This window comes from Octadecabacter sp. SW4 (assembly GCF_008065155.1).
In the GTDB taxonomy this organism is placed as follows: Bacteria; Pseudomonadota; Alphaproteobacteria; order Rhodobacterales; family Rhodobacteraceae; genus SW4.
The window spans coordinates 720,051-742,786 of sequence record NZ_CP042819.1; the positions used below are offsets into that span (position 1 = coordinate 720,051).

Sequence of the window (22,736 nt, forward strand, 5' to 3'; positions counted from 1 at the left end):
CCTATTCTCCTATTGTCGCCAGCGCTCCGCTTGCCGCCGAGCGATACATCGCGTCCAGCGCCTCGGTTACGCGGGCACCGCATTCGGCGTCTGAGGCATTCACCACCGCGTCGCCCGCGCAGAGTTGCGCAAAGACCCGCACGGGCAGCGTGCCGTCATATTCGGCCTCTTGCGGCGAGATATCAAAGATATCGTCCGCACCGTCCATCCGGTGCAGCGACAGGCGCGCGCGTTCGTTGTCGAACATGATCATGCCTTCGGTCCCGTAGATGCGGATATCCATGTGCATGCCCTTGTGTTTGGGCGTTGTCGCCGATCCCGACAGCGCAACCGTTGCGCCGTTGGTCGCCCGGGCGCAGGCCGCGTCGTAGTAATCCACACCCGAGCCGGATTTCCCGTCCATGCAATAAACGCTTTCGAATTGCAGGTCGGCGACGTGGCATAGCCAAGCCAGCGAATGGGACATCTGCCCCCAGCCATAACCGCCCGCCTTTGCCGGGTCGGCCCATGTGGATGCGGGCGGGCGGAACATCTGACCATCGGTTTCAAGCATCGGTTGGCCCGCGAACAGATCCCCGAGCGCCGAGCCCATCTGGCACACGGCATGGCGCACCTCGCCGATACGCCCGTCGCGCACCCATGCCGCGGCTTGGGCGGTATAGGACGTGAAGTTCGCCCCGGTCGGCACCAGAACCTGCTTTCCCGCCGCCATCGCCGCGTCTGCAATCGCACGACCATCGGCCGCCGTGGTGGCCATCGGCTTTTCCACAAGCACGTGCGCTCCGGCCTTCAGGGCGGCAACTGCCGGGCCGGTATGGGCGGTGTGGGGCGTGGACACCATCACACCGTCAAGGCGTTCCGCTGCCAGCATATCGTCCAGATCGCGGTATTGCCCCGTGATGCCGAATGCGGCACCCGCCTTTTGCAGCCTGTCCGCGTCAAGGTCGCAGATTGCCACGACCTCGGCCTGCGGGCAGTCGGAAATGGTCGGGATGTGGTTCACCGTGGCCCACCAGCCGATGCCGACCACGCCTATCCTTGCTGTCATGTCTTCTGGCCTTTCACGTCTTGCGCAACCGTCGAGCGATAGACGTTTTGCATGTGCTGTTCAGCGGCCAGCGCCGCCGCGACCGGATTGCGCGATTTCAAGGCTTCAAGCAGGGCGCGGTGATCCTTCATGCTTTGTGCAAGAACCGTCGGATGTTCGGATGCCCGTCGCCGAAATTCGAGACCAAGCGAATTGAGGCTTTCGCCGATCCGCTTGAGAAAGGCATTACCGCATCCGGTCCAGATTGCCTCGTGGAATTTGAAATCCGAGACGCGGAACGCCTTTGGATCCGCCAGGGTCGCTTCCTGTTGTTCCAGTACCGCCTGCAACTCGGTCAGTTGCGCGTCCGACATGTTCTGCGCCGCGCGCCGTGCCACATCGCCTTCGATCAGCGAGCGGGCGTCATAAAGTTCGCGGATGTTCATATCTTCAAGGGACAGGAAGAACCGGATCGGGCCAAGCAGGGCCTCTCCGTCCAGCCGGCTGATATAGGCGCCACCGCCCTGCCGCGACGTGACGACACCCAGAATGGCCAGCCCGCGAATGGCTTCGCGCACCGAGGGGCGCGAGACGTTCAGCATCTCGGCCAATTCGCGTTCGGGGGGTAATTGATCGCCGGGCTTTAGCGCGCGACTTGTCACCATCTCGAGGATACGTTTGGCGACGATCTCGGCCAGCGGCGGTCGCGCGATGGGTTCTTCCAGCTGAAATACCGATTTCTTTGCGTTCATGGTGCTGCCCCTTCCGTTTTTGTGCCCTTGCTGCGCCCCATCAGAAAGCCAAGGTTCAGCCTTGGTGCGATCACCGACGCGATCAGGAGAATCCCGATCACACCCGTCTGGATATGCCCTGTGACATTCATCAAGGCCATCCCATTGCGCAGGTTGAGGACGATCAATGCGGCCAGCAGGGTGCCCACAAGGCTGCCTGATCCGCCAAAGATGCTGACGCCGCCCAACAGCACGATGGTGATGATGTCCAGCTCGAACCCGTTGGCCACGTCCCCGCGGACCGCTCCGACGCGCGCCGCAAACAGCAACCCGGCAAGGGCGGCGACCAGCCCGGATGCGATGAACAGGATCATCTTGTGTTTCGCGGTGTCGATACCGGCAAAGTCGGCGACGTTACGATTGTTGCCGATCAGGTAGGTCTTGCGGCCAAAGCCGCTGCGCTGAAGGACGACGTAGAAAAACAAGAACAACACCACGAAAACAAGGATCGCAAAGGGCAGATCGCCGATGAACCCCTGTTGCCCCAGCGCGTCGAACCAGTCTGGGAAATCCGTGATGCCGCGGTCTTCGACCAGCACCCGTGCCAAGCCCCGAAAGCCGATCAGCGTGGCAAGCGTCACCACAAGTGACGGCAATCCGACCTTGGCGATGAAATACCCGTTCAGCGCCCCGCCGATCATGCCGATGATCAAAACGATCACGATCGCCAGTCCTGCGGGCACGCCTGCCGCGAACATCCAGCCGAAGGCACAGGCGGCCAGCCCCATCATCGACCCGACCGACAGGTCAATTTCGGCGTTGATGATGATGAAGGTCATGATCAGCGCCACGATGATCTTTTCGATCGACAGTTGAAACAGGTTGATCTGGTTGGAGAGGGTCAGGAACTGCGGCGACAGGATCGCATTGACAACGATGATGCCAAGCAGGGCGACCAGCAGGAAACCTTCCCAACTCCGAAGTTTGGCCAGATAGGTCATGGTTGCGCCTCTTGTGTTTGGGCGGTCAGTTCTTGTTTGATCTTTTCTTCGGCGCGCTGGTGTTCACGGGCCTGTCGCGATGCCACGAGGCGGCGCATCAGCAGGGCGTCGGCGGCGACCGACAACAGGATCAGGACGCCCAGCACGGCTTCGCGCCAGAATTCGCTGACCAGTTGCCAGCGCACCAGACTGCTGTCGATCAGATCCACAAGGATCGCGCCGATCAGCGCGCCGACCACAGTGCCCGACCCGCCAAAGATATTGACCCCACCGACCACGGATGCGGCGACCGATTTCAGCTCGAAACCAAGCCCGGCAACAACTGTGATCGTGCCGAACCTTGCAAGGAACATGAACCCGGCCAACCCGCCCAGAACCCCCGCAAGCACAAAGGCGACAAAGACCGTCAGGCGCGTGTTGATACCCGCCATTTCGGCAGCTTCGGGGTTCGATCCGATCGCGTAGAGTTTGCGCGCGGCGCGCAGCCGCGTCAGCGCGATATGCACCACGATCACAACGGCCACGGCGGCAACAAACCCCGCGCGAAACTGAAGCCCGCCGACCTGCAACAACACCGTGTTTGGAAAGGACACCAGCCATTCGGGCAGGTTCGCCGTCGAGATCGACTTGGAGTCCGAGTATTCGACCAGGGCGGACCGGAACAGCGCAAGCGTGCCAAGGGTGACGATGATCGACGGGATTTTGGCATAGGCGACCAACAGGCCGTTGATGGCCCCGAATATGGCGCCAACCGCCATCGCGTAAAGGACAAGAACCACGGGGCCAAGGTCAGGGTTGTTCGAGATCAGACTGCCCGTCGCAAAGGCCACGAACCCCACGATCGAGCCGATCGACAAATCGATATTGCGGGTGATGATCACCAGGGTCTGCGCCGTCGCGATCAATGCCATGATCGCCACCGAACTGGAAATCCGGTTGAACAGCCGCCCGTTCAGATAGTTGGGCACGACCGAGGCAAAGAACAGGATCACCACGATCAGAACCGCCAGCAGGGCCAGGATGCGCAGGGTCTGTGGCCCAAGTTTGTCGATTGCGCGCAGCATCACGATGCCTCCTTTAGACCGGCCTGTCCGGTGGCCATTACCATGACGCTTTCCTGCGTAGCCTTTTGGGCGGGAATGATCCCCATTTGCTGGCCCTCCCGCATCACCAGAATGCGATCACCCAGCGCCAGCACTTCGGGCAGGTCCGATGAAATCACCAGCGCGGCCCCGCCGCCCGCGACAAATGCGCGGATCAGGTCATGCACTTCAGCCTTGGCCCCGACATCAATGCCGCGGGTCGGTTCATCGAAGATCAGGATGTCCGGTTCCATATTGAGCCATTTCGCCAGCATCACTTTTTGCTGGTTGCCGCCAGACAGTGTGCCGACCGCAATTTCCACATCCGGTGTGCGGATATTGAGCCTTTCGCGGTAAGTCTCGGCGGTGGCGCGTTCCCTGTCACGATCCAGAATGCCCATCGGGCCAAGGAAATCCGCCAGCGTGGCGACGCTCACATTGGCGCGGATCGGCATCGGCATGGCAAGACCAAGCTTGCGACGGTCTTCGGAGACATAGGCGATCCCGGCCTGCATGGCCTGCTGTGGTTTGGTCATGTGCATTGTCTGCCCCTTGACCGTGACGGTGCCACGGGTGGCGGGCGTGACGCCAAAGATCGACAGGGCGACATCTGTGCGACGTGCCCCCACAAGGCCAGCCATACACAGCACTTCGCCGCGATGAAGCGCAAAGCTGATATTCTCGAAAACGCCGTCCAGGGTCAGACCCTCGGCCTGCAGGAAAACCTCGTCGGTGGCGGTGCTTGGTGCCTTGGTGAAGTAGTTGCCGACCTCGCGCCCGACCATCTCGGCAATCATGCCATCCGATGTGACCTCGGCGATCGGGCGGGTCGAAATATGTGTTCCATCGCGGATCACCGTCACGCGGTCGGCGATCTCGAATATCTCTTCCAGGCGATGGGAAATATAGACGACGGCCACCCCCTGTTCGGCCAGGCTGCTGGCGATCCGGCGCAGTTGCGCGGCCTCGTGCGCCGACAGCGATGCGGTCGGTTCATCCATGATCAACACGCGCACATCTTCGGACAGCGCGCGCGCGATTTCGACGGCTTGCTGTTCGGCGAGCGTCAGCCCGCTGGCGATTTGTTCCACGTCAAACGACATGCCGATCCGGGCAATCAGATCGCGCGCGTTCCTGCGCTGTTGCTTGCGGTTCAGCCAGATACCTTCCTTGGTTGAGCTGATGAAAATGTTTTCGGCCACATCCAGGTCGGGAAAGACCATCGGTTCCTGATAGATCGCGGCGATACCGACATCGCGGGCCGCCTGTGGCCCCGTCATGGTTTTTGCCGATCCGTCCAAAAGAAGTGTGCCGCTGGTGGGCTGGTGAATCCCGGTCATGATCTTGATCATCGTCGATTTGCCGGCACCGTTTTCGCCCACCAAGGCGTGAACTTCGCCCGGAAAGAGGTCGAGCGACAGATCACTTAGCGCGTGGGTCATTCCAAAGGATTTGGAGACGCTGCGCAGCTGCAAAAGGGGGTCGGTCATCGGGGTTCTCCAAAATGGGTCGCGGCAGGAGGGAGTAACCCGCCGCGACCCCTCGCAAGCGCCGTTAGCCGGCAGCGGCTTCGACGTTTTCACTGGTGTAGATGGTGAACGGCCCCATCAGGATCCGCTTGGAACCGGGGCGACCGGGGTCTTCCTCGATGGTAAAGTCACCCATCCGACCGGCGGTGAAGGATTCACCGATTTCACCAGACAGCTGACCGGTAGCCAGACCGTATGACGTAAAGTAGGTCAGGTAACCAAGGTCGCGGAAGTCCCAAAGGGCGAACTCCGGCGCGCAGCCGTTCATGGTGTAGGACACCATTTCCGAAGGCAGCCCAAGGCCCGACACCTTGACCTGATCGCACAGGCCTTCGTCCTGCATCGCCTTGGCCGCGGCCTGAATGCCCACGGTTGTCGGTGACATGATCACGCCCAGATCGGGGTATTGATCGACAAGCGAGAGTGCGCGGTTATAGCTGACCTCGGCCTGATCATCGCCATAGACGATATCGACCAGTTCGATGTTGGCATATTTATCATCCTCGAGCGCCGCTTGCATCGAGGCGATCCAGGCATTCTGGTTGGCCGCATCGGGCGTTGCCGAGAGCACGGCCATCTGGCCTTCACCGCCCAGGATGGAATAGGCCATATCGGCCATCACCACCCCCATGTCGCCAAAGTCGACCTGCGCCACGAAGATATCTTCGCCTTCGCCGCTGGGGATCGGGCTATCCCATGTCACGACCCGCGTGCCGTTCTCCTGTGCTGCGACAGCGGCAGGGGCGATCTGATCACCCGCGTTGTTGGACAGCATCACGGCGCCCTGACCTTGGGTCGCCGATGTCGTCATGATCTCGATCTGTCCGGCGACCGAATTTTCCGGCGTTGGGCCGACGAACAGCAGCTCGCCGGGGTTGGCCAATTCGGCATGGGCCTCCTGCGCGCCTTCATTGGCCTGATCAAAGACCAGAATACCAAGGAATTTGGGCAGCAGGACCATGTTGACCTCTTCGCCGCCTTCAAGCGCGGTCTGCGCATTCGCAAGACCGGCGGCACTCATCATCAATGCGGCCGTGAGGCCAAGTGTTTTCAGCGATTTCATGTTTTTCTCCTCCGTTGAAATCTTGTCGTCAGTCGTTTCCAGTGTTCCGCGCCCTCCCGGCGCGGGTTTCGTGGTTCTTGCCTTCAGGCCTGCCCTACGGTCTGGCGTTGGCGTCCCAGACCCTCGATGCCAAGTTCCATGACCTGTCCCCTGCGCAGATAGACCGGTGGTTTTTGCCCCAACCCGACGCCGGGCGGGGTGCCCGTTGAAATGATGTCGCCGGGGTGAAGGGTCATGAATTGGGACAGGTGGTGAACAAGGTGGGCAACCCCATACACCATCGTTCTGGTCGATCCGTCCTGGTAACGGTGGCTATCCACCTCAAGCCACATATCCAGATCTTGCGGGTCTGCGACCTCGTCTCGGGTGACCAGCCAGGGGCCGATCGGGCCAAAGGTGTCGGCGCTTTTGCCCTTGACCCACTGGCCGCTGAATTCCATCTGAAACGCCCTTTCGGACACGTCATTGACCACGCAATAGCCCGCAACGTGACCCATTGCATCGGCTTCCTCGACGTAGCTGGCCTTTTTGCCGATCACGACACCCAGTTCGACCTCCCAGTCGGTCTTTTGTGAATTGCGCGGGATCAGCACATCATCGTTTGGTCCGCAAATCGCGCTGGTCGCCTTCATGAACAGGACAGGATGCGCGGGCACCTCCATGCCGGATTCCGCCGCGTGATCGGAATAGTTCAGGCCGATGCACATGAACTTGCCCACCTGCCCGACGCAGGGGCCGACCCGGCTGTCAGCCGGCAGCTCGGGCAGGGTCGCAAGATCAATTTGCCGCAGGGCCGCCAGGCCGTCATCGGACAGCGTTGCGCCGCTGATGTCCTCGACATGAGCCGACAAGTCACGAAGCGTTCCAGCCTCATCCAATGCGGCTGGTTTTTCCTGTCCTGCTGGGCCAACACGAAGCAGTTTCATTCATTTATCCTTTCAATACGGGAACGGGTTTGCGCGGCCCGCGACCGGACAGCGCCGCCGTCAAATCATCGGCCACCAAGCCTTGCAAGCGGCCAATCGCTGCTTCGGAATACCAGGCCGCGTGTGGCGTCAACAGACAGTTGGGTGCCCCGCGCAATGGCGACGTCGCCGGGAGCGGTTCGGTCTGAAAGACATCCAAAGCAGCGCCTGCAATCGTGCCATTTTCCAGGGCGGCCGCGAGATCGTCTTCGTTGATCAAAAGGCCGCGCGCGGAATTGACCATCATCGCGTGCGGTTGCATCTGCGCCAACCGTTTTGCGTTGAAAAAGCCAGTTGTCTGCGGCGTGCCGGGCGCGTGCAATGAAATGATGTCAGCCTGCGCCAGCAAGGTGTCGCTGCTGACCAGTGACACGCCTGCGGCCCTGGCCTGTGCGGGCGACAGGCCGGGGTCCGCGACAATGAACTGAAAGCCGAACCCCACAAGGCGCGCCTTTACCGCAGACCCGATCTGCCCCATCCCGAAAAAACCGACGGTCGTTTCCGCAAAGGGTTTCATCGGCTTGCAGACATTCACAGCCGCCCAGTCACCGGCCCGCACCGAGGCGTCAAGCGGCACCAGTTTGCGCAACAGTGCCAGGATTGCTGCGGCCGTATGATCCGCAACCTCGTCGGCGCAGTAATCGGGAACATATCCGACCCTGAGGCTGGCGGCGGCGGCGGCTTCGAGGTCGATGTTGTCATACCCCACGCCATAGCGAATGACCGTTGCGCCGGGCCGCACGGCCTGCGCGGCCAAGGGGCCGAATGTGGCGAACTGGACCGCGACGGCATCGGCATCTTTCACGGCCTCTGCCACTTCGGCGTCGGTTTTGCACTGATGCGCGGAAAATGCCGCCCCGGCAGAGGCCGCCGCCGCTTCTTCGGCCACAAGGCTGGGGAAGGTGTAGTCGGTGATGACAACTTTCTGGCTCATGCGCCCTCCGCGAGATAATCATGAATGACCTCGCCCTGCACCAGGGTGAAATCTGCGCGCCAATAGACGCCTTGAAGCGGCTCCAGCACGGGCAGGCGAAAGACCGGAAGCTGGGCATTGGGCCGCAACTCGACGGTGCAGGGACCGATCCATGCCTCGTGCACCTGCACATCAGACAACTTGCGGCTGGTCAGTTGCCGAATGGCGGGCTGTCCGTCGATGTGATCCACCGCCTTGAGGTTCAGGTTCGTCGTAAAGTCGAAATAAGGGGCCAGCCCGTCATCCGCGATCCGGCGCTGCTTGTAGGGTAGGGTGCCAGTCAGCACGTCGATCCCGTTGCGTTCGACGGTGCCGACCATCAGGTCACCGCGACATGTTAATTCCGGGGTGCCCAGCTTTTTGGGTTGGCCATGCACCTCGCGTCCGTGGGCGACACCGATATCGGACGACAGAACCAGATAGGGCGAATAGGCACCGATCCGGTCACCAAGGCGGGCGGCGATCATCACGTTGGCCTCGCAGTAGGGGCCAAGCCAATCGGTGTCATTCATCTTGTAGATATGCGCGCAGACGACATCCCCGACCGGTTCAAGGGGCGGGGGCAACAAAAATGCCATCGCATCGGGGTCAGTGCGCCAATAGACACTCATGACCTCGGCATTGCGGAAAGCAAAGGGAAAGGGGGGAATCATCGGCGCATCCCAAGGGGTCGAAAAACCGCCCTTGCGGATATCGTCCTCGGTCGGCTTGCTGACACCGTAACGGGTGTTCATCATTATCCCCTCCCAGTGGTGTGCCGGTCGGATCAAATGCTTTTGACTTCCGCCGACAGGTCACATACCAATTAATTGGTCATACCAATTTGACGATTCGCGAGAGGAAAGCAAGAAGAATGTTCGACCTATCACCAATTGAGATCCCGGATCTGTCGGGAAAGACCATCCTGATCACAGGTGCTGGACGCGGGATTGGCGCGGTTCTTGCGGGGAAAATCGCGGCCAGCGGGGGCAAGGTCTATGCGGGCATTCTGAATGCACCAGACCCCGCGTGGGCTGATCATCTGAAAGACTGCACGCTTGTTGATCTTGACGTCACCGATGCCGGCACAATCGCCACGGTGCTGACGCGCATCAAATCCGAAAACGGCCGTCTTGATGCGCTGGTTAATAACGCAGGTTCAATCGCGCCGATTGGCCATATCGACACGCTTGCCACGGAATCCCTGCGCCAAGCCTATGAGATCAACGCGCTGGGCGTGCACCGGATGACCTGCGCGGCCCTGCCGTTGCTGCGCGCATCAAAGGGGGTGGTGGTGAACGCCGGCACGGGGGCCGCGACCACGCCGATGGAAGGCTGGACGGCCTACTGCAACTCGAAGGCGGCGGCGCGCATGATGACGATGATGTTCGCCAAGGACCTGGACGGCGGCGATGTGCAGTTCTTCTTTGTCGGTATCCCGCCGACCGATACTGAAATGCAGTCCGAGATCCGCACGGCGGGGCTGAACCCGATCAGCAAGATCGCCAAGAAAGACCTGGTGCATCCCGATGTGCCTGCCAGCGTTATGGCTTGGCTTTGCGGCCCCCAAGCCCGTAAACTTGACGAGGTGCTGCTCGACGTTCGCGAAGAGCCGTTCAAATCCATGATGGGCTGAACGGCCCCGCACGACCTGAAAAGGACCGCCCATGAAAGTCGCCAGCGTCGAGGCAATCCCCGTTTCCTATCAGGAACCCACCGATCACAACCGGTTTCGGTCTGTCTGTCTGGTCAAGATCACGGATCGGGACGGGCGTGTCGGCTGGGGCGAATCCTGCGCCTATTTTCCCGAGGCCACGCTTGCGACGGCCCGGATCATCGAAGGTCTGGCCCCGATCGTGATTGGCCGGAACCCGCTGCATACCGAAGCCATTTGGCACGACCTGAAACAGCATAGCTGGTGGTATGGCACGGGGGCCGGAATTGCCTCGATCGCCATATCCGGTATCGACATCGCCCTGTGGGACCTGAAGGGCAAACAGCTTGGCGTCAGCGTTCTTGACCTGCTGGGTGGGCCGGTGCGCGACACCCTGCCTGCCATTGCAAGCCTGCACGGCACCGATGCAAGCATCGACAAGATGGCCGAGGAAATCGCCGCCCATACGGCCACCGGCCTGCACGGGGCCAAGGTTGGGTTTGGCAAGGCTGGCAATGCAAATTTGGGGTTTGACGAGGCGCGCGATCTGGAATTTGTCGACAAGGTGCAGGCGGCGATGGGGCCGGGCAAGGATCTGATGATCGACCTCGGCGTCAAGAATTTCTGGGATGTCCCCACCGCCATCCGTCGTGCGCGCGCGTTCGAGGAACGCAATGTTGCCTGGCTCGAAGAACCGCTGGGCCACGACGACCCTTCTGGCTATGCCGCCCTGCGCGCAGCATCCGGCATCCGCATCGCCTATGGTGAGCGCGAATGGAATGCCGTGGGTGTCCAGCGGATCGTGCAGTCGGGCACGGTTGATGTGATCGGTCTTGATCCGGGGCGTGTCGAGGGGATCACGGGTTTTCGCAAAGCCGCCGAGATTTGTGCGCTTAACCGTCGACAGGCCAACGCGCATAACTTCTCGACGGCGATCGTCGGGGCCGCCAGTCAGGCGCTCAGCTTTGCCAGCCCCGCCTGTTATCTACTCGAACTTCAGCCCGTTTATGGCCCTGCGCAAAGCGATCTGGTTGATCGGCCGATCTGGCACAGGGACGGATCGGTGAACCGTCCCGAGGGACCGGGCCTTGGTATCGAAATCAACGAGGATCTGGTGCAGTCCGCGCGCATGGACCGCTAGGGCGCAAGGGACGGTCGTGGGCAGCGCAGACCGCGACGTCCTGACGCTTTTCGCCCCTGATGGACCATGTTAACCAATGCCCATGCCCAATTTGCGCCACGCCTTAGCGATCGTTCTTGCGCTGTTGATGACCTTCACCAGTCAGCAGATGGCCGAGGCGCGCGGGCAAGTGGTTGTTGCGGATGGCACGGGGCTTTGCGTGGCCCTGCATGGTGCAGCGCCTGTCGATGAAGGGGGCAAGCCCGCTGGCGCCACGCCGATCTGCCCGGACTGCGTGGTGTCCTTTATCATTACCAGCGCCCCGCCGGATGCATCAGATGTCCTGCGCAATCTGCGCGCCATGACCTTTGCCAGCGCCGCCATTGCGGCGCATGTCCAGCGTCCCGCTATCGCCCCCTTGGCCCGCGGACCCCCCGTTGCTTGTTTGAAAAACACATAATTTCAAACACCTAAAGCAATGTAAGGACATGACATGTCTCTCAAAACGACTCTTCTTGCGGCGACGGCTGCCGTGGCTTTTGCCCTGCCTGCCTTTGCCGGTGGGATCGAAATCCTCGATGCCTACGCGCGTTCCAGCGGGGCGATGGCGCAGTCCGGGGCGGCCTTTATGACGATCCGCAACAGCGGCGACACGGACGACCGTTTGATTGCCGTCGCATCGGATGCGGCCGCCCGCGTCGAGCTGCACACCCATATCGAGGACGAAAACGGCGTGATGCGCATGCGCGAAGTCGAAGGCGGCTTTGCAATCCCGGCAGGGGGTGATCACATCCTGCAACGCGGCGGTGATCATATCATGTTCATGGGGCTGACCGGCCCGTTTGTGCAGGATGAAATGGTCACCGTGACGCTGACGTTTGAAAGTTCCGGCGCACTGACGGTCGAGATACCTGTCGACAACGCGCGGATGCCGATGATGGGCGCGATGGATCAGGGCGATATGGGGGATCAAGGCGACATGGGCAGCGAGAGCAACTGACCGCCCGTTTTCATCCGCTTTGTCCCGGTGCAAACCCGTGTTAGCCTGCCACAAAGAAGGAATGTGACATGCGCCGACCGTGGCACCTTTGGGCCGTAGGGCTTCTCTCGCTCCTCTGGAACACGATGGGGGCGTTTGACTACCTGATGGTGCAGGCGCGGGTCCCAAGTTACCTGGGCAATTATACGCCCGAACAACTGGCCTATTTCACCAGCTACCCCTCGTGGGCGGTTGCCACCTGGGCGACAGGCGTGTGGTTTTCGGTGCTGGGGTCGGTGTTCCTGCTGGCGCGCAGCCGCTTTGCCAGCACGGCCTTTTTCATTGCGCTGCTTGGGCTGATCGCCACATCTGTCTATAGTTTCGGGCTGTCGGAGGTGTCGATAATCGACCTTGCTGGACCAACGGCCGCGCTCTTTTCAGCCGCGATTTTCATCATGATCGTGGTGTTTTGGGCCTATGCGCGGGGCATGACGCGGCGTGGATACCTGCGTTAGACGCTGCACATCGCGCGCGACTGATCCACAAACGTCCGGTAACGCTGCCAAAATGCCTCGGTGCTGGAATTATCGGCGGTGCGGGCCGCCTGGGCGCGATCAGGATCGCCAAAGAACGAAGCCGCGCGCGACATATCGCTGCCGCGCAGGGTCTGGTTGGCGGCTGCCTGCACACAGCCACACAAGGCCGGATTGGCCGCCGCGCGATCCGCCGCCAGGCAGGCCCGGCTGATTTCGCCTGTTGCGCCGCGCGTGCTGCCAACGCCTGCGCGGTTGGCCCCGGCGCAAGATGTCAAAAGAACAAGTGCCGAAAGAATGATAGCTCTACGCATAGATCCGCCTCGATGTTCGGCCCGCCCGCTTTGCGCGATGTCAGCCCGTGTGTGCCTGCGACGATTATGGCGGAAATGGGGGAGTGGGGGAAGGGGGTTAATCAGGTGCACATTGGCGCACTCATCGTTATTGACAGTAACGATATCCCATTGCCAAACCCCCAAAATCCCACCATATCCCCTTGTATGACTGACCTAGATCACATCCGCAATTTCTCGATCGTGGCGCATATTGACCACGGGAAATCCACGTTGGCTGACCGCCTTATCCAGTCCACGGGCACCGTGCAGGACAGGGATATGAAGGCGCAGATGCTTGACAGCATGGATATCGAGCGCGAGCGCGGGATCACGATCAAGGCCAACACGGTGCGGATTGATTATGTCGCGCTTGATGGGCAGAAATATGTGCTCAACCTGATCGACACCCCCGGACACGTCGATTTCGCCTATGAGGTGTCGCGCTCCATGCGGGCGGTCGAAGGCTCGCTTTTGGTGGTCGACAGCACCCAAGGGGTCGAGGCGCAGACACTGGCAAATGTCTATCACGCGCTGGATGCTGATCATGAAATCGTGCCTGTCTTCAACAAGATAGACCTGCCCGCGAGCGATATTTCCCGCGTTGCCGAACAGGTGGAAGACGTGATCGGGATTGATGCGTCGGGCGCGATTGCCGTATCGGCGAAAACCGGCGAAGGCATCCGCGAAACCCTCGAGGCGATCGTGCAGCATCTGCCTGCCCCCAAGGGCGACCGCGACGCGCCCCTCAAGGCGATGCTGGTCGATAGCTGGTATGACAGTTATCTGGGCGTGATCGTGCTGGTGCGGGTGATTGATGGCGTCTTGAAAAAGGGTGACCGCGTCAAATTCATGTCCAACAATACGGTGCATCACGTTGATCGGATTGGCGTTTTCCGCCCCGCGATGCAGGTCGTCGATGATCTGGGCCCGGGCGAGATCGGCTTTCTGACCGCCAGCATCAAACAGGTGCGCGACACCCGTGTGGGCGACACGGTGACCCATGAAAAGCGCAGTTGTGACAAGGCCTTGCCGGGGTTCAAGCCGAGCCAGCCTGTGGTTTTTTGCGGCTTGTTCCCGGTGGATTCATCCGAATTTGAAGACCTGCGCGATGCTATTGACAAGCTGGCCCTCAATGACGCGTCCTTCAGTTTCGAGATGGAGACATCCGCCGCGCTGGGGTTCGGGTTTCGCTGTGGCTTTCTGGGGCTGTTGCACCTTGAGGTGATCCGCGACCGGATCGAGCGGGAATACAACATCGAACTGATCACCACCGCGCCGTCGGTGATTTATCACGTGCACATGCGTGACGGGACGATGCAACTGCTGCACAACCCCGCCGACATGCCCGACCTGACCCATGTGGACCACATCGAGGAACCGCGCATCAAGGCGACGATTCTGGTGCCGGACGAATACCTTGGGGATGTGCTGAAACTGTGTCAGGACCGCCGCGGCATCCAGGAAGACCTGACCTATGCGGGCAGCCGCGCGATGGTGGTGTATGACCTTCCGTTGAACGAGGTTGTGTTTGATTTCTATGATCGCCTGAAATCCGTAACAAAGGGTTACGCCAGCTTTGATTACCAACTGACCGGCTACCGCGAGGATAATCTGGTCAAGATGTCGGTGCTGGTGAACGACGAACCCGTCGACGCCCTGTCGATGATGGTGCACCGCGACCGCGCCGAAATGCGGGGCCGCGCGATGGTCGAAAAGCTCAAGGACCTGATCCCCCGCCACATGTTCAAGATCCCGATTCAGGCAGCCATCGGCGGCAAAGTGATCGCCCGCGAAACCCTGTCAGCCATGCGCAAGGACGTGACCGCGAAATGCTACGGCGGGGATGCGACCCGAAAACGCAAGCTGCTGGACAAGCAGAAGGCGGGGAAAAAGAAGATGCGGCAGTTCGGCAAAGTGGATATCCCGCAGGAGGCGTTTATTTCGGCGCTGAAGATGGATAGTTAGGGCTGGTTGTATTGTGGCGTCCGGGGAAGGGATTGACCGAAGGGCAATTGCGGTCGAATTTAGGAGCTAAGGCACGCTGACGATTATCTAAAGGCTCTTTAGAATTAGATCGATAGCCTTTGCCTTCTCCTCTGAAATTAACGGTTTCGGAGTTTGTATATACTCGACAGCGTTCAGCTGGTCTCCTCTTCTCCTATTCTGTGGCGGTTCAAGGGATTCAATCAAGATCGCTTCTAGTGCAGAAATTGAAGATACAAAATCAATCTTATCCTGCGACTTTCCTAGATTCCCGCTTTCATCAATGGGACGTAGTCCGAACCAAGAAAATCGATCCCATCGGGCATTGAGGCGGTCTTTGGTATGCTCGAATAGCCTTTGCCCAAGCCTCGGTTCATCCACTCTACCTACGTAAACAACTTTGTCGCGGTCATGAAGAAGGTAAATTCCTATTTGTTCCGAGAAATCAATGGTATCCGATTTTGGTGTCGCTTGGCCAAACAGCTTTGGGTTGTTTTTCCACGAAACATTTTCTGACTTCCAATACATACCTAGACATTGAATAATACCTGTACTCTTTTCGCCTTCTTCCGTTTCTTCTGCAGAAGGCTTTTCCTGAGATTTCTTCTGAAGCTCAATCCGTAACGCATACATTCCTTTTCCAAGACGCACGTACTTCGATTTATCGCCTTTTTCGTTAATCGACTTGTTAATTATCATATTGACGGAATTTGCTGGAGTCGCTCCAAGCACCTGTCGATAGCCAGATGCCTCAATATCTTCAGCAATTTGAGTGTAGTGCATAGCTCCACTTGCTGCCGTAAGTACTTTTTGTATTGCCTTATCCCAGGTTAAGTCGGCCAAAAGTCGCTCCAATACTATCACTGCTCCCGCTCAGATTGCGTGGTATCCCAACTAATTGCAACATGCCAAACGCACAGCGTTTGGCAGCGCCCGAACCGCCCCCACGGGGCGGGCGCTTCGCACCAGCCCCTCGGTTCGGGCGCAGCGCCTGAATGAGCGCGGTGAGGACCCCTCGGTTCGTGCGCGACTTCCTAGTAGGCGTCGCCCCCACCTTGACCCAAATCAAAGCCCGCCGCCCCCAAACATGCCAAACCCTGCATGAAACAACCAAAGGGGCGCATTATGCTTCGACTTGCATCTATTCTTTACGCCGTGATTGGCACGACCCTGGCGGGCAGCTTTATGATTGCCGGGCTGACGATGGGGTATGATACGCTTTACCCGATCGTGATCGCCGTGGCCCTTGGCGCGGTTGTCGCGCTGCCGGTCACCTGGATCATTGCCAAGAAAATCATCGAAAACTGACGACGGAAACGCCCGCGTCAGCCGTTGAACCACTATTAACGAAAGAGGTTCATCATGACACAGTTGCCAATCGTCTATCTTGTCACGCTTGCGCTGTTCAGCCTGCTGGTGCTTGGCCAATCGGCGGTGCTCGGTTTTTGACTGCAGCCCTGCCTAACTGGTCAAGAACGCCCGCACGGTCTGTTCAAACGCGCGCGGCTGCTGCGCATGCAGCCAATGCCCCGCGCCGGAAATTTTGGCAAAGCGCGCCTTGGGGAACAGCGCCTTGATCCGGTCGCGGTGTGCGGGTTGCACATAGTCTGACGCGGCCCCCGTCAAGAACAGGGTCGGCCCCGCGAACTGCCCCGAGACATCGGGAAAGCCGATGATTTTCGCCATGTCCTGTTCCAGCACGTCCAAATTCAGACGCCATTTTTTATCTTGCACATCAAGGCTTTGCAGAAAGAAGTCGCGCACTTCCTCGTCAACCTGCAACAGCGCGGCAGCCTGCGCGCGCGTCTCTATCGCGTCCAGATCAAGGGCTTTCATTGCCGCGATATGATGGCTTTGCGAATGTCCGTAGGCGACGGGCGCGATATCGGCGACGACCAGTTTGCGCACTTTTTCGGGGTGGGCCAGTGCCATGACCATCGCCGCCTTGCCACCCATCGAATGGCCCAGAACATCGGCAGGGGTGTCCAGAAGTGCCGCCAGATCGCCCGCCATATCGGCGTAGCTTTGTGTCGGATATCGCGGGCTTTCGCCGTGGTTGCGCATGTCGGCCGAGACCACGTGGCGGATGTCGGACAGCCGTTTGGAAATCACGCCCCAGTTGCGCGCCGACCCGAAAAGCCCGTGCGCGATCAGCAGTTTCGGCAGCCCCGCTTCGCCGTATTCAAGTGTATTCAACATGCCCGCAATCTAGGGCGCACAGGCCCCGATTGCCAGCGCCCAATGCCACCGCTAGATTGCGCAAATGGACCCGGATACCTTGCACAAACTGGTCGAAGAAATCCGCACGCTGATGCGGGATCGCTTGCGCGTGCGCGGCCGCGATCTGGGCCGTCAGGTGCACAAAGCCGGGCGGCTTTTACCCAAGCGCCAGCGCCGTGACGGGGCGTTTCTGGCGCAGGCGGCGGTGCTGGCGCAAAACCCGAAACTGGCACGGATGGTGGACGAGGACCGCGTCCGGCGTGCCCATGATGATATGGTTGCCTTCCTGAAAACCGTTGACCCCAAAGACCGCGCCAAGGGCAGGTTGCTGGGATTCTTGGGCGTTATCGCCTTTAATCTATTGCTAATTTTCGCTGTTGGCGTCTGGTATCTGTGGGCGCGCGGGCTGGTGTGATCGCGGCAGGGTGCAGCACATCGCGGTAAACCAGCAGGACCGTGGCAAAGCTCACATAAAGCAGCAGATACCATGACCCGAGTTTGGTAACACTGACCCAATCACGCACCGACTGCCCCGCATAAACCCATGTCCCCGTGCTGGTGCCGACATTTTCGGCGATCCACAGGAAAAAGCTGGTCAGCAGCGCGGCAAGGGGCAGGGGCATCCAGTAGTCACGCGCGCCGATCCGAAACCAGATGCGGGTGCGGGCATAGATCAGGATCGTCGCGGCGAACAACACCACGCGCATGTCCCGGGCAAAGTGATGCGCGAAAAAGTTGATATAGATCGCGCAGGCCAGCAGGGCCGTGATCCAGAAGGGCGGAAAAGGCGCGAACCGCATGTCGAAAATACGGATCACCCGCGCCATGTAAGACCCGACGCTGGCATACATGAACCCCGAAAACAGCGGCACACCCCAAAGTTTGATCAACCCCGCGTCGGGATAGGCCCAACTGCCGGCATTGACCTTGAATATCTCCATCGCCGTGCCGGTGACATGAAACAACAGGATCACCCGCGCCTCGCGCCAGCTTTCCAGTTTGAAGGTCAGGAGCAGCGCCTGAATGGTCAGCCCAAAGAGAAACAGCGCATCATAACGCGCAATCCACCAATCATCCTGCCAGAGTGCATCGCTGACCAGCAACCCCGCGATCATCAAACCGCCAAACAGGCAGGCCCAGCCCTGTTTCAACCCGAACATCACAAGTTCGGCGACCGGGTGCGGCAGGCGGCGGCGGACAGCATCGCCAAGGCGGCGTTCAAGCGAGAGATATTTCATGGGGGCACCAAAGACCAAGGCCGCCCCGGGTGTCCAGCGGCGGCCTTGCGTAGCATTTGTGCAGCTATTCCCTAGAGGTCGGGATAGATCGGGAAGCGGGCGCACATGGCTTCGACTTCGCCGCGCACTTTGGCCTCGATGGCGTCGTTGCCGTCTTCACCGTTGGCCGCCAGACCTTCGGTCACTTCGACGATCCAGTCGGCGATCTGGCGGAACTCGGCCTCTTTGAAACCCCGCGTGGTGCCTGCCGGGGTGCCAAGGCGGATGCCCGATGTCACGGTCGGCTTTTCGGGATCAAACGGGATGCCGTTCTTGTTGCAGGTGATATGGGCGCGGCCAAGGGCGACTTCGGTGGAATTACCCTTGACGCCCTTGGGGCGCAGATCGACCAGCATCAGGTGGCTGTCGGTGCCCCCCGACACAATGTCCAGCCCGCCCTTCATCAACTGATCTGCCAAAGCCTGTGCGTTCTTGACGACCTGTTCCTGATAGGTCTTGAATTCGGGGCGAAGCGCCTCGCCAAAGGCGGCGGCCTTGCCGGCGATCACATGCATCAGCGGGCCGCCCTGAATGCCGGGAAAGATCGCGCTGTTGAATTTCTTGGCCAGGGCTTCGTCATTGGTGACGATCATGCCGCCGCGCGGGCCGCGCAGGGTTTTGTGGGTCGTCGTCGTGGCCACATGGGCGTGCGGGAAGGGCGATGGATAGATGCCCGCCGCAACCAGCCCGGCAAAGTGGGCCATATCAACCAACAGGTAAGCGCCAACGCTATCGGCAATCTCGCGCATCCGCGCGAAATCGATGATGCGCGGAATGGCCGAGCCACCGGCGATGATCATCTTGGGCTGGTGTTCGGTGGCCAGGGTCTGCACCTGATCGTAATCCAGCAGGTTGTCCTGCTGGCGCACACCATATTGCACCGCGTTGAACCATTTTCCCGACTGGTTTGGCCTGGCGCCGTGGGTCAGGTGGCCACCTGCGTCCAAAGACATGCCAAGGATCGTATCACCGGGCTGCAAAAGTGCTTGAAACACGCCCTGGTTGGCCTGAGAGCCGGAATTGGGCTGCACGTTGGCAAATGCGCAACCAAACAACTGCTTGGCGCGGTCAATCGCCAGATTTTCAGCCACATCGACATACTGGCAACCGCCGTAATAGCGCCGCCCGGGGTAGCCTTCGGCGTATTTGTTGGTCAGGACAGAGCCTTGCGCCTCCATCACGGCGGCGGACACGATATTTTCACTTGCGATCAGCTCGATCTCGTGGCGCTGGCGGCCCAGCTCGTCCTGCATCGCGGCAAAGAGGGCCGGATCGCGGGTTGCAAGTTTTTCGGTGAAAAAGCCGGAATCGTTGGTCATGAAAGTGCCCCTCGGGTGAAATGTTGCCCGTGTCTTAGCGTAAGGTGGGCGTGGCCAAAAGTGACAAAACGACCCGTTGGCGCATTGCGCCGCCATTCGCCCTGCGCTTGCGTTTCAGGCAGGATCGGTGGACAACCGTCAATACAGTTGAAAAGGGCCGCCGCATGACTGCCAAGATCAAGATCGCCTTTCTGGCCAGCGAGGCCCCAACCGCCCAAACCGCGCAGGGTGAATTGATTGCGCGCTATGGCGATTGCCTGGTGGCGGAGGCGCAGGTGATCGTGGCGCTGGGCGGTGATGGATTCATGCTGCAGACCCTGCACGCGACCCAGGATCTGCCCGCGCCGGTTTACGGGATGAACCGCGGCACAGTCGGATTTCTGATGAACGAGTTTCACAGCGACGATCTGCTGGACCGGCTGGCCGAGGCCGAAGAAGCCGTGATCAATCCGCTGGCGACTACGGCTGTTTGTATCGATGGCACTGAACATCACGCGCTTGCGATCAACGAAGTGTCGCTGCTGCGCGCAGGGCCACAGGCCGCGAAATTGCAGATTTCGGTGGACGGCAAGGTTCGCATGCACGAGCTGGTCTGTGACGGCGCGCTGGTCGCCACGCCCGCCGGTTCAACCGCCTACAACTACTCGGCCCACGGGCCGATCCTGCCGATCGGATCGGATGTGCTGGCGTTGACGGCGATGTCGGCGTTTCGGCCACGGCGCTGGCGCGGTGCCTTGCTGCCCAAAAGCGCCCTGGTGCGCTTTGATGTAATCGAGCCGGACAAGCGCCCGGTGATGTCGGACGCCGATGGTAAATCCGTGCGTGATGTGGCCTGGGTCGAGATCCGGTCCGAACCCAAGGTAGCCCACCGTATCCTGTTTGACCCCGGTCACGGGTTGGAAGAACGACTGATCCGCGAGCAGTTTGTGTGATCCGGTAAACGGAGCGCGACCGCGCATTTCATATTCAGAAAGTTGCGCGGCGACGTGCAAAACCGCCCGGGGTACGGGGTGAAAGCTGCGCCTCCGGCGGGAGGTATTTTTGAACAGAAGAAGCTGTTAGCCGCCGGCATATCCTAGTGGTTTCACCGCTGCGCGGATTTCATCGAGGATTGTGGGATCATCAATGGTCGCGGGCATCTTGAAGTCTTCGCCGTCGGCGATCTTGACCATTGTCGCGCGCAGGATTTTGCCCGAGCGGGTTTTCGGCAGGCGGTCCACCACCGCACACAGCTTGAACGCGGCCACCGGGCCGATCTTGTCGCGCACCAGTTTGATGCAGTCCTTGACGACATCCTCGTGTGATTTGGTCGCGCCCTTGTTGAGGCAGACAAAGCCCATTGGCAATTGCCCCTTGAGCTGATCTGTCACGCCGATCACCGCGCATTCGGCGACATCGGGGTGCGCGGCGAGCACTTCCTCCATCCCGCCCGTGGACAGGCGGTGGCCAGCCACGTTGATCACGTCATCGGTGCGCGCCATGATGTAAAGGTAGCCGTCCTCGTCGATCATCCCTGCATCCCCGGTTTCGTAGTAACCGGGAAAGGTTGTCAGGTAGGATTTGATAAAGCGGTCGTTGGCATTCCATAGGCCCGGCAGCGTGCCCGGCGGCAATGGCAGTTTGACGGCGATTGCGCCGAGTTCGCCCGGTTTCATCGGATGGCCCGCTTCGTCAAGGATTTGCACGTCATAGCCGGGCATCGGCACGGTGGGCGAACCGATCTTGACGGGTAGCGCCTCGATCCCGACGGGGTTGCCGGCGATGGTGTAGCCGGTTTCGGTTTGCCACCAGTGATCATAGACCGGCTTGCCCAGTTTATCCTGCATCCATTCGATTGTATCAGGGTCGGCCCGTTCGCCAGCCAGATAGATCGCATTCAGGCAGGAAAGGTCGTATTTCTTGACGAATTCGCCGGTGGGGTCTTCGCGTTTGACGGCGCGGAATGCCGTTGGCGCGGTGAAGAAGCATTTGACGTCATGTTCTTCGATCACCCGCCAAAAGGTGCCCGCATCGGGCGTGCCTATGGGCTTGCCCTCGAACACGACGGTGGTGTTGCCGTGGATCAGCGGGGCGTAGCAGATATAGCTGTGTCCGACGACCCAGCCCACATCCGAGGCCGCCCAGAACACATCGCCGGGGTCCACGTTGTAGATGTTTTTCATCGTCCAGTTCAGCGCCACCAGGTGCCCGCCCGTGGGGCGCACCACACCTTTGGGCGCGCCGGTGGTGCCGGAGGTATAAAGAATATAGGCGGGGTGGTTACCTTCGACGGGGACGCACTCGGCGGGTTCAACGCCATATTGAAAGCCGTGCCAGTTATAGTCGCGGCCTTCTTCAAGGTGTGCAACCTCTTGCTCGCGCTGATAAATCACGCAGAAATCGGGTTTATGGCTCGCCTGATCAATCGCCCCGTCGAGCAGCGGTTTGTAGTGCACCACCCGCCCGGGCTCTAACCCGCAGGACGCCGCGATGATCGCTTTGGGTTTCGCATCGTCGATCCGCACGGCCAATTCGCTGGCCGCGAAGCCGCCGAACACCACCGAGTGGATCGCGCCAAGGCGCGCGCAGGCCAGCATCGCCTCGAGTGCTTCGGGGATCATCGGCATATAGATGATCACGCGGTCGCCCTTTTCCACGCCTTTCGCACGCAGCGCACCGGCAAGGGTGGCGACGCGGTTGCGCAGCTCGAAATAGGTCACTTCGCGTTTTGTATGAGTGATCGGGCTGTCATAGATGATCGCCGTTTGGTCACCGCGCCCGTTTTCCACGTGCCGGTCCACGGCGTTGTAGCAGGTGTTGACCATGCCATCGGCAAACCATTCATAAAGCGGGGCGTTTTCGTCAAACAGGGCCTTGGTTGGCTTGCGGTCCCAGTCGATCGCCTCGGCGGCATTCATCCAATAGCTTTCCGGATCAGCCTTCCAACTGTCGTAAACCTCGCGATAGCCCATTTGTTTGCCTCCTCC

Annotated in this window: 24 protein-coding genes; 9 read left to right on the forward strand and 15 right to left on the reverse strand. The window is 60.1% G+C overall.

The window, feature by feature from the left end; translation table 11 throughout:
• Position 1: 1 nt before the first annotated feature.
• The 9 genes from FTO60_RS03665 to FTO60_RS03705 all read right to left on the reverse strand — a co-directional run bounded on the left by FTO60_RS03665 (position 2) and on the right by FTO60_RS03705 (position 9,108).
• Positions 2–1,048, reverse strand: coding sequence for a Gfo/Idh/MocA family protein (locus tag FTO60_RS03665; protein ID WP_148054701.1), 1,047 nt, complete (start codon positions 1,046–1,048; stop codon positions 2–4).
• Positions 1,045–1,779 (reverse strand): FadR/GntR family transcriptional regulator, encoded by a 735-nt coding sequence (locus FTO60_RS03670; protein WP_148054702.1) that lies wholly within the window; start codon positions 1,777–1,779, stop codon positions 1,045–1,047. The genes FTO60_RS03665 and FTO60_RS03670 overlap by 4 nt, the downstream gene beginning before the upstream one ends.
• A complete protein-coding gene (locus FTO60_RS03675; RefSeq protein WP_148054703.1) occupies positions 1,776–2,759 on the reverse strand; it encodes an ABC transporter permease in 984 nt (327 codons plus the stop codon). The genes FTO60_RS03670 and FTO60_RS03675 overlap by 4 nt, the downstream gene beginning before the upstream one ends.
• Positions 2,756–3,823, reverse strand: a complete 1,068-nt coding sequence (locus FTO60_RS03680; RefSeq protein ID WP_148054704.1) for an ABC transporter permease — start codon at positions 3,821–3,823, stop codon at positions 2,756–2,758. Before FTO60_RS03680 ends, FTO60_RS03675 begins: the two co-directional genes overlap by 4 nt.
• Positions 3,823–5,331, reverse strand: a complete 1,509-nt coding sequence (locus FTO60_RS03685) for a sugar ABC transporter ATP-binding protein (RefSeq protein ID WP_148054705.1) — start codon at positions 5,329–5,331, stop codon at positions 3,823–3,825. Before FTO60_RS03685 ends, FTO60_RS03680 begins: the two co-directional genes overlap by 1 nt.
• Before the next feature lie 64 nt (positions 5,332–5,395).
• Positions 5,396–6,433: a rhamnose ABC transporter substrate-binding protein gene (locus FTO60_RS03690; protein WP_148054706.1), complete on the reverse strand. Its 1,038-nt coding sequence runs from the start codon at positions 6,431–6,433 to the stop codon at positions 5,396–5,398.
• A gap of 83 nt (positions 6,434–6,516) precedes the next feature.
• Positions 6,517–7,359: a fumarylacetoacetate hydrolase family protein gene (locus FTO60_RS03695; RefSeq protein WP_148054707.1), complete on the reverse strand. Its 843-nt coding sequence runs from the start codon at positions 7,357–7,359 to the stop codon at positions 6,517–6,519.
• A gap of 4 nt (positions 7,360–7,363) precedes the next feature.
• The gene (locus FTO60_RS03700; RefSeq protein WP_148054708.1) at positions 7,364–8,332 is read right to left on the reverse strand and encodes a C-terminal binding protein; all 969 of its coding nucleotides are present in this window, start codon (positions 8,330–8,332) and stop codon (positions 7,364–7,366) included.
• Positions 8,329–9,108: an acetoacetate decarboxylase gene (locus tag FTO60_RS03705; protein WP_148054709.1), complete on the reverse strand. Its 780-nt coding sequence runs from the start codon at positions 9,106–9,108 to the stop codon at positions 8,329–8,331. The genes FTO60_RS03700 and FTO60_RS03705 overlap by 4 nt, the downstream gene beginning before the upstream one ends.
• 116 nt (positions 9,109–9,224) lie before the next feature.
• Here FTO60_RS03705 and FTO60_RS03710 point away from each other — a divergent pair, with 116 nt between their 5' ends.
• The 5 genes from FTO60_RS03710 (at position 9,225) to FTO60_RS03730 (ending at position 12,618) form a co-directional block, all read left to right on the forward strand.
• On the forward strand, positions 9,225–9,986 hold the full coding sequence (locus FTO60_RS03710) for an SDR family oxidoreductase (protein WP_148054710.1): 762 nt from the start codon (positions 9,225–9,227) through the stop codon (positions 9,984–9,986).
• Positions 9,987–10,017: 31 nt separating this feature from the next.
• Entirely contained in the window at positions 10,018–11,145 is a 1,128-nt protein-coding gene (locus tag FTO60_RS03715) for a mandelate racemase/muconate lactonizing enzyme family protein (protein WP_148054711.1), read from the forward strand.
• 82 nt (positions 11,146–11,227) lie between these two features.
• Positions 11,228–11,584: a hypothetical protein gene (locus FTO60_RS03720; RefSeq protein ID WP_148054712.1), complete on the forward strand. Its 357-nt coding sequence runs from the start codon at positions 11,228–11,230 to the stop codon at positions 11,582–11,584.
• Positions 11,585–11,617: 33 nt separating this feature from the next.
• Positions 11,618–12,124: a copper chaperone PCu(A)C gene (locus FTO60_RS03725; protein WP_148054713.1), complete on the forward strand. Its 507-nt coding sequence runs from the start codon at positions 11,618–11,620 to the stop codon at positions 12,122–12,124.
• Positions 12,125–12,192: 68 nt separating this feature from the next.
• Positions 12,193–12,618, forward strand: coding sequence for a hypothetical protein (locus tag FTO60_RS03730; RefSeq protein ID WP_148054714.1), 426 nt, complete (start codon positions 12,193–12,195; stop codon positions 12,616–12,618).
• Here the strand turns inward: FTO60_RS03730 and FTO60_RS03735 are convergent.
• Positions 12,615–12,950, reverse strand: coding sequence for an arginine transporter (locus tag FTO60_RS03735; protein ID WP_148054715.1), 336 nt, complete (start codon positions 12,948–12,950; stop codon positions 12,615–12,617). The two genes, FTO60_RS03730 and FTO60_RS03735, sit on opposite strands and share 4 nt — an antisense overlap.
• A gap of 186 nt (positions 12,951–13,136) precedes the next feature.
• Here FTO60_RS03735 and lepA point away from each other — a divergent pair, with 186 nt between their 5' ends.
• Positions 13,137–14,936: a translation elongation factor 4 gene (gene lepA / locus FTO60_RS03740; protein WP_148054716.1), complete on the forward strand. Its 1,800-nt coding sequence runs from the start codon at positions 13,137–13,139 to the stop codon at positions 14,934–14,936.
• 87 nt (positions 14,937–15,023) lie between these two features.
• Here the strand turns inward: lepA and FTO60_RS03745 are convergent, their stop codons facing one another.
• Positions 15,024–15,797: a winged helix-turn-helix domain-containing protein gene (locus FTO60_RS03745; protein WP_172623790.1), complete on the reverse strand. Its 774-nt coding sequence runs from the start codon at positions 15,795–15,797 to the stop codon at positions 15,024–15,026.
• 282 nt (positions 15,798–16,079) lie between these two features.
• On the opposite strand from FTO60_RS03745, the gene FTO60_RS03750 reads away from it, so the two are divergent.
• On the forward strand, positions 16,080–16,262 hold the full coding sequence (locus FTO60_RS03750) for a CTP synthetase (RefSeq protein ID WP_148054718.1): 183 nt from the start codon (positions 16,080–16,082) through the stop codon (positions 16,260–16,262).
• A gap of 153 nt (positions 16,263–16,415) precedes the next feature.
• On the opposite strand, the gene FTO60_RS03755 is transcribed toward FTO60_RS03750, so the two are convergent.
• Positions 16,416–17,153 (reverse strand): alpha/beta fold hydrolase, encoded by a 738-nt coding sequence (locus FTO60_RS03755; protein ID WP_148054719.1) that lies wholly within the window; start codon positions 17,151–17,153, stop codon positions 16,416–16,418.
• A gap of 64 nt (positions 17,154–17,217) precedes the next feature.
• Between FTO60_RS03755 and FTO60_RS03760 the strand changes: the two genes are divergently transcribed.
• The gene (locus tag FTO60_RS03760; protein WP_148054720.1) at positions 17,218–17,589 is read left to right on the forward strand and encodes a hypothetical protein; all 372 of its coding nucleotides are present in this window, start codon (positions 17,218–17,220) and stop codon (positions 17,587–17,589) included.
• Here the strand turns inward: FTO60_RS03760 and FTO60_RS03765 are convergent.
• Both FTO60_RS03765 and glyA read right to left on the reverse strand, forming a co-directional pair.
• Positions 17,528–18,412 (reverse strand): DUF817 domain-containing protein, encoded by an 885-nt coding sequence (locus FTO60_RS03765; protein WP_148054721.1) that lies wholly within the window; start codon positions 18,410–18,412, stop codon positions 17,528–17,530. The genes FTO60_RS03760 and FTO60_RS03765 overlap by 62 nt on opposite strands.
• 71 nt (positions 18,413–18,483) lie before the next feature.
• A complete protein-coding gene (gene glyA / locus FTO60_RS03770; protein WP_148054722.1) occupies positions 18,484–19,770 on the reverse strand; it encodes a serine hydroxymethyltransferase in 1,287 nt (428 codons plus the stop codon).
• 164 nt (positions 19,771–19,934) lie between these two features.
• Here glyA and FTO60_RS03775 point away from each other — a divergent pair, with 164 nt between their 5' ends.
• The gene (locus FTO60_RS03775) at positions 19,935–20,702 is read left to right on the forward strand and encodes an NAD kinase (protein WP_148054723.1); all 768 of its coding nucleotides are present in this window, start codon (positions 19,935–19,937) and stop codon (positions 20,700–20,702) included.
• A gap of 126 nt (positions 20,703–20,828) precedes the next feature.
• Here FTO60_RS03775 and prpE read toward each other — a convergent pair whose 3' ends face one another.
• Positions 20,829–22,721, reverse strand: a complete 1,893-nt coding sequence (gene prpE, locus FTO60_RS03780) for a propionate-CoA ligase PrpE (RefSeq protein ID WP_148054724.1) — start codon at positions 22,719–22,721, stop codon at positions 20,829–20,831.
• Between the last annotated feature and the right edge of the window lie 15 nt (positions 22,722–22,736).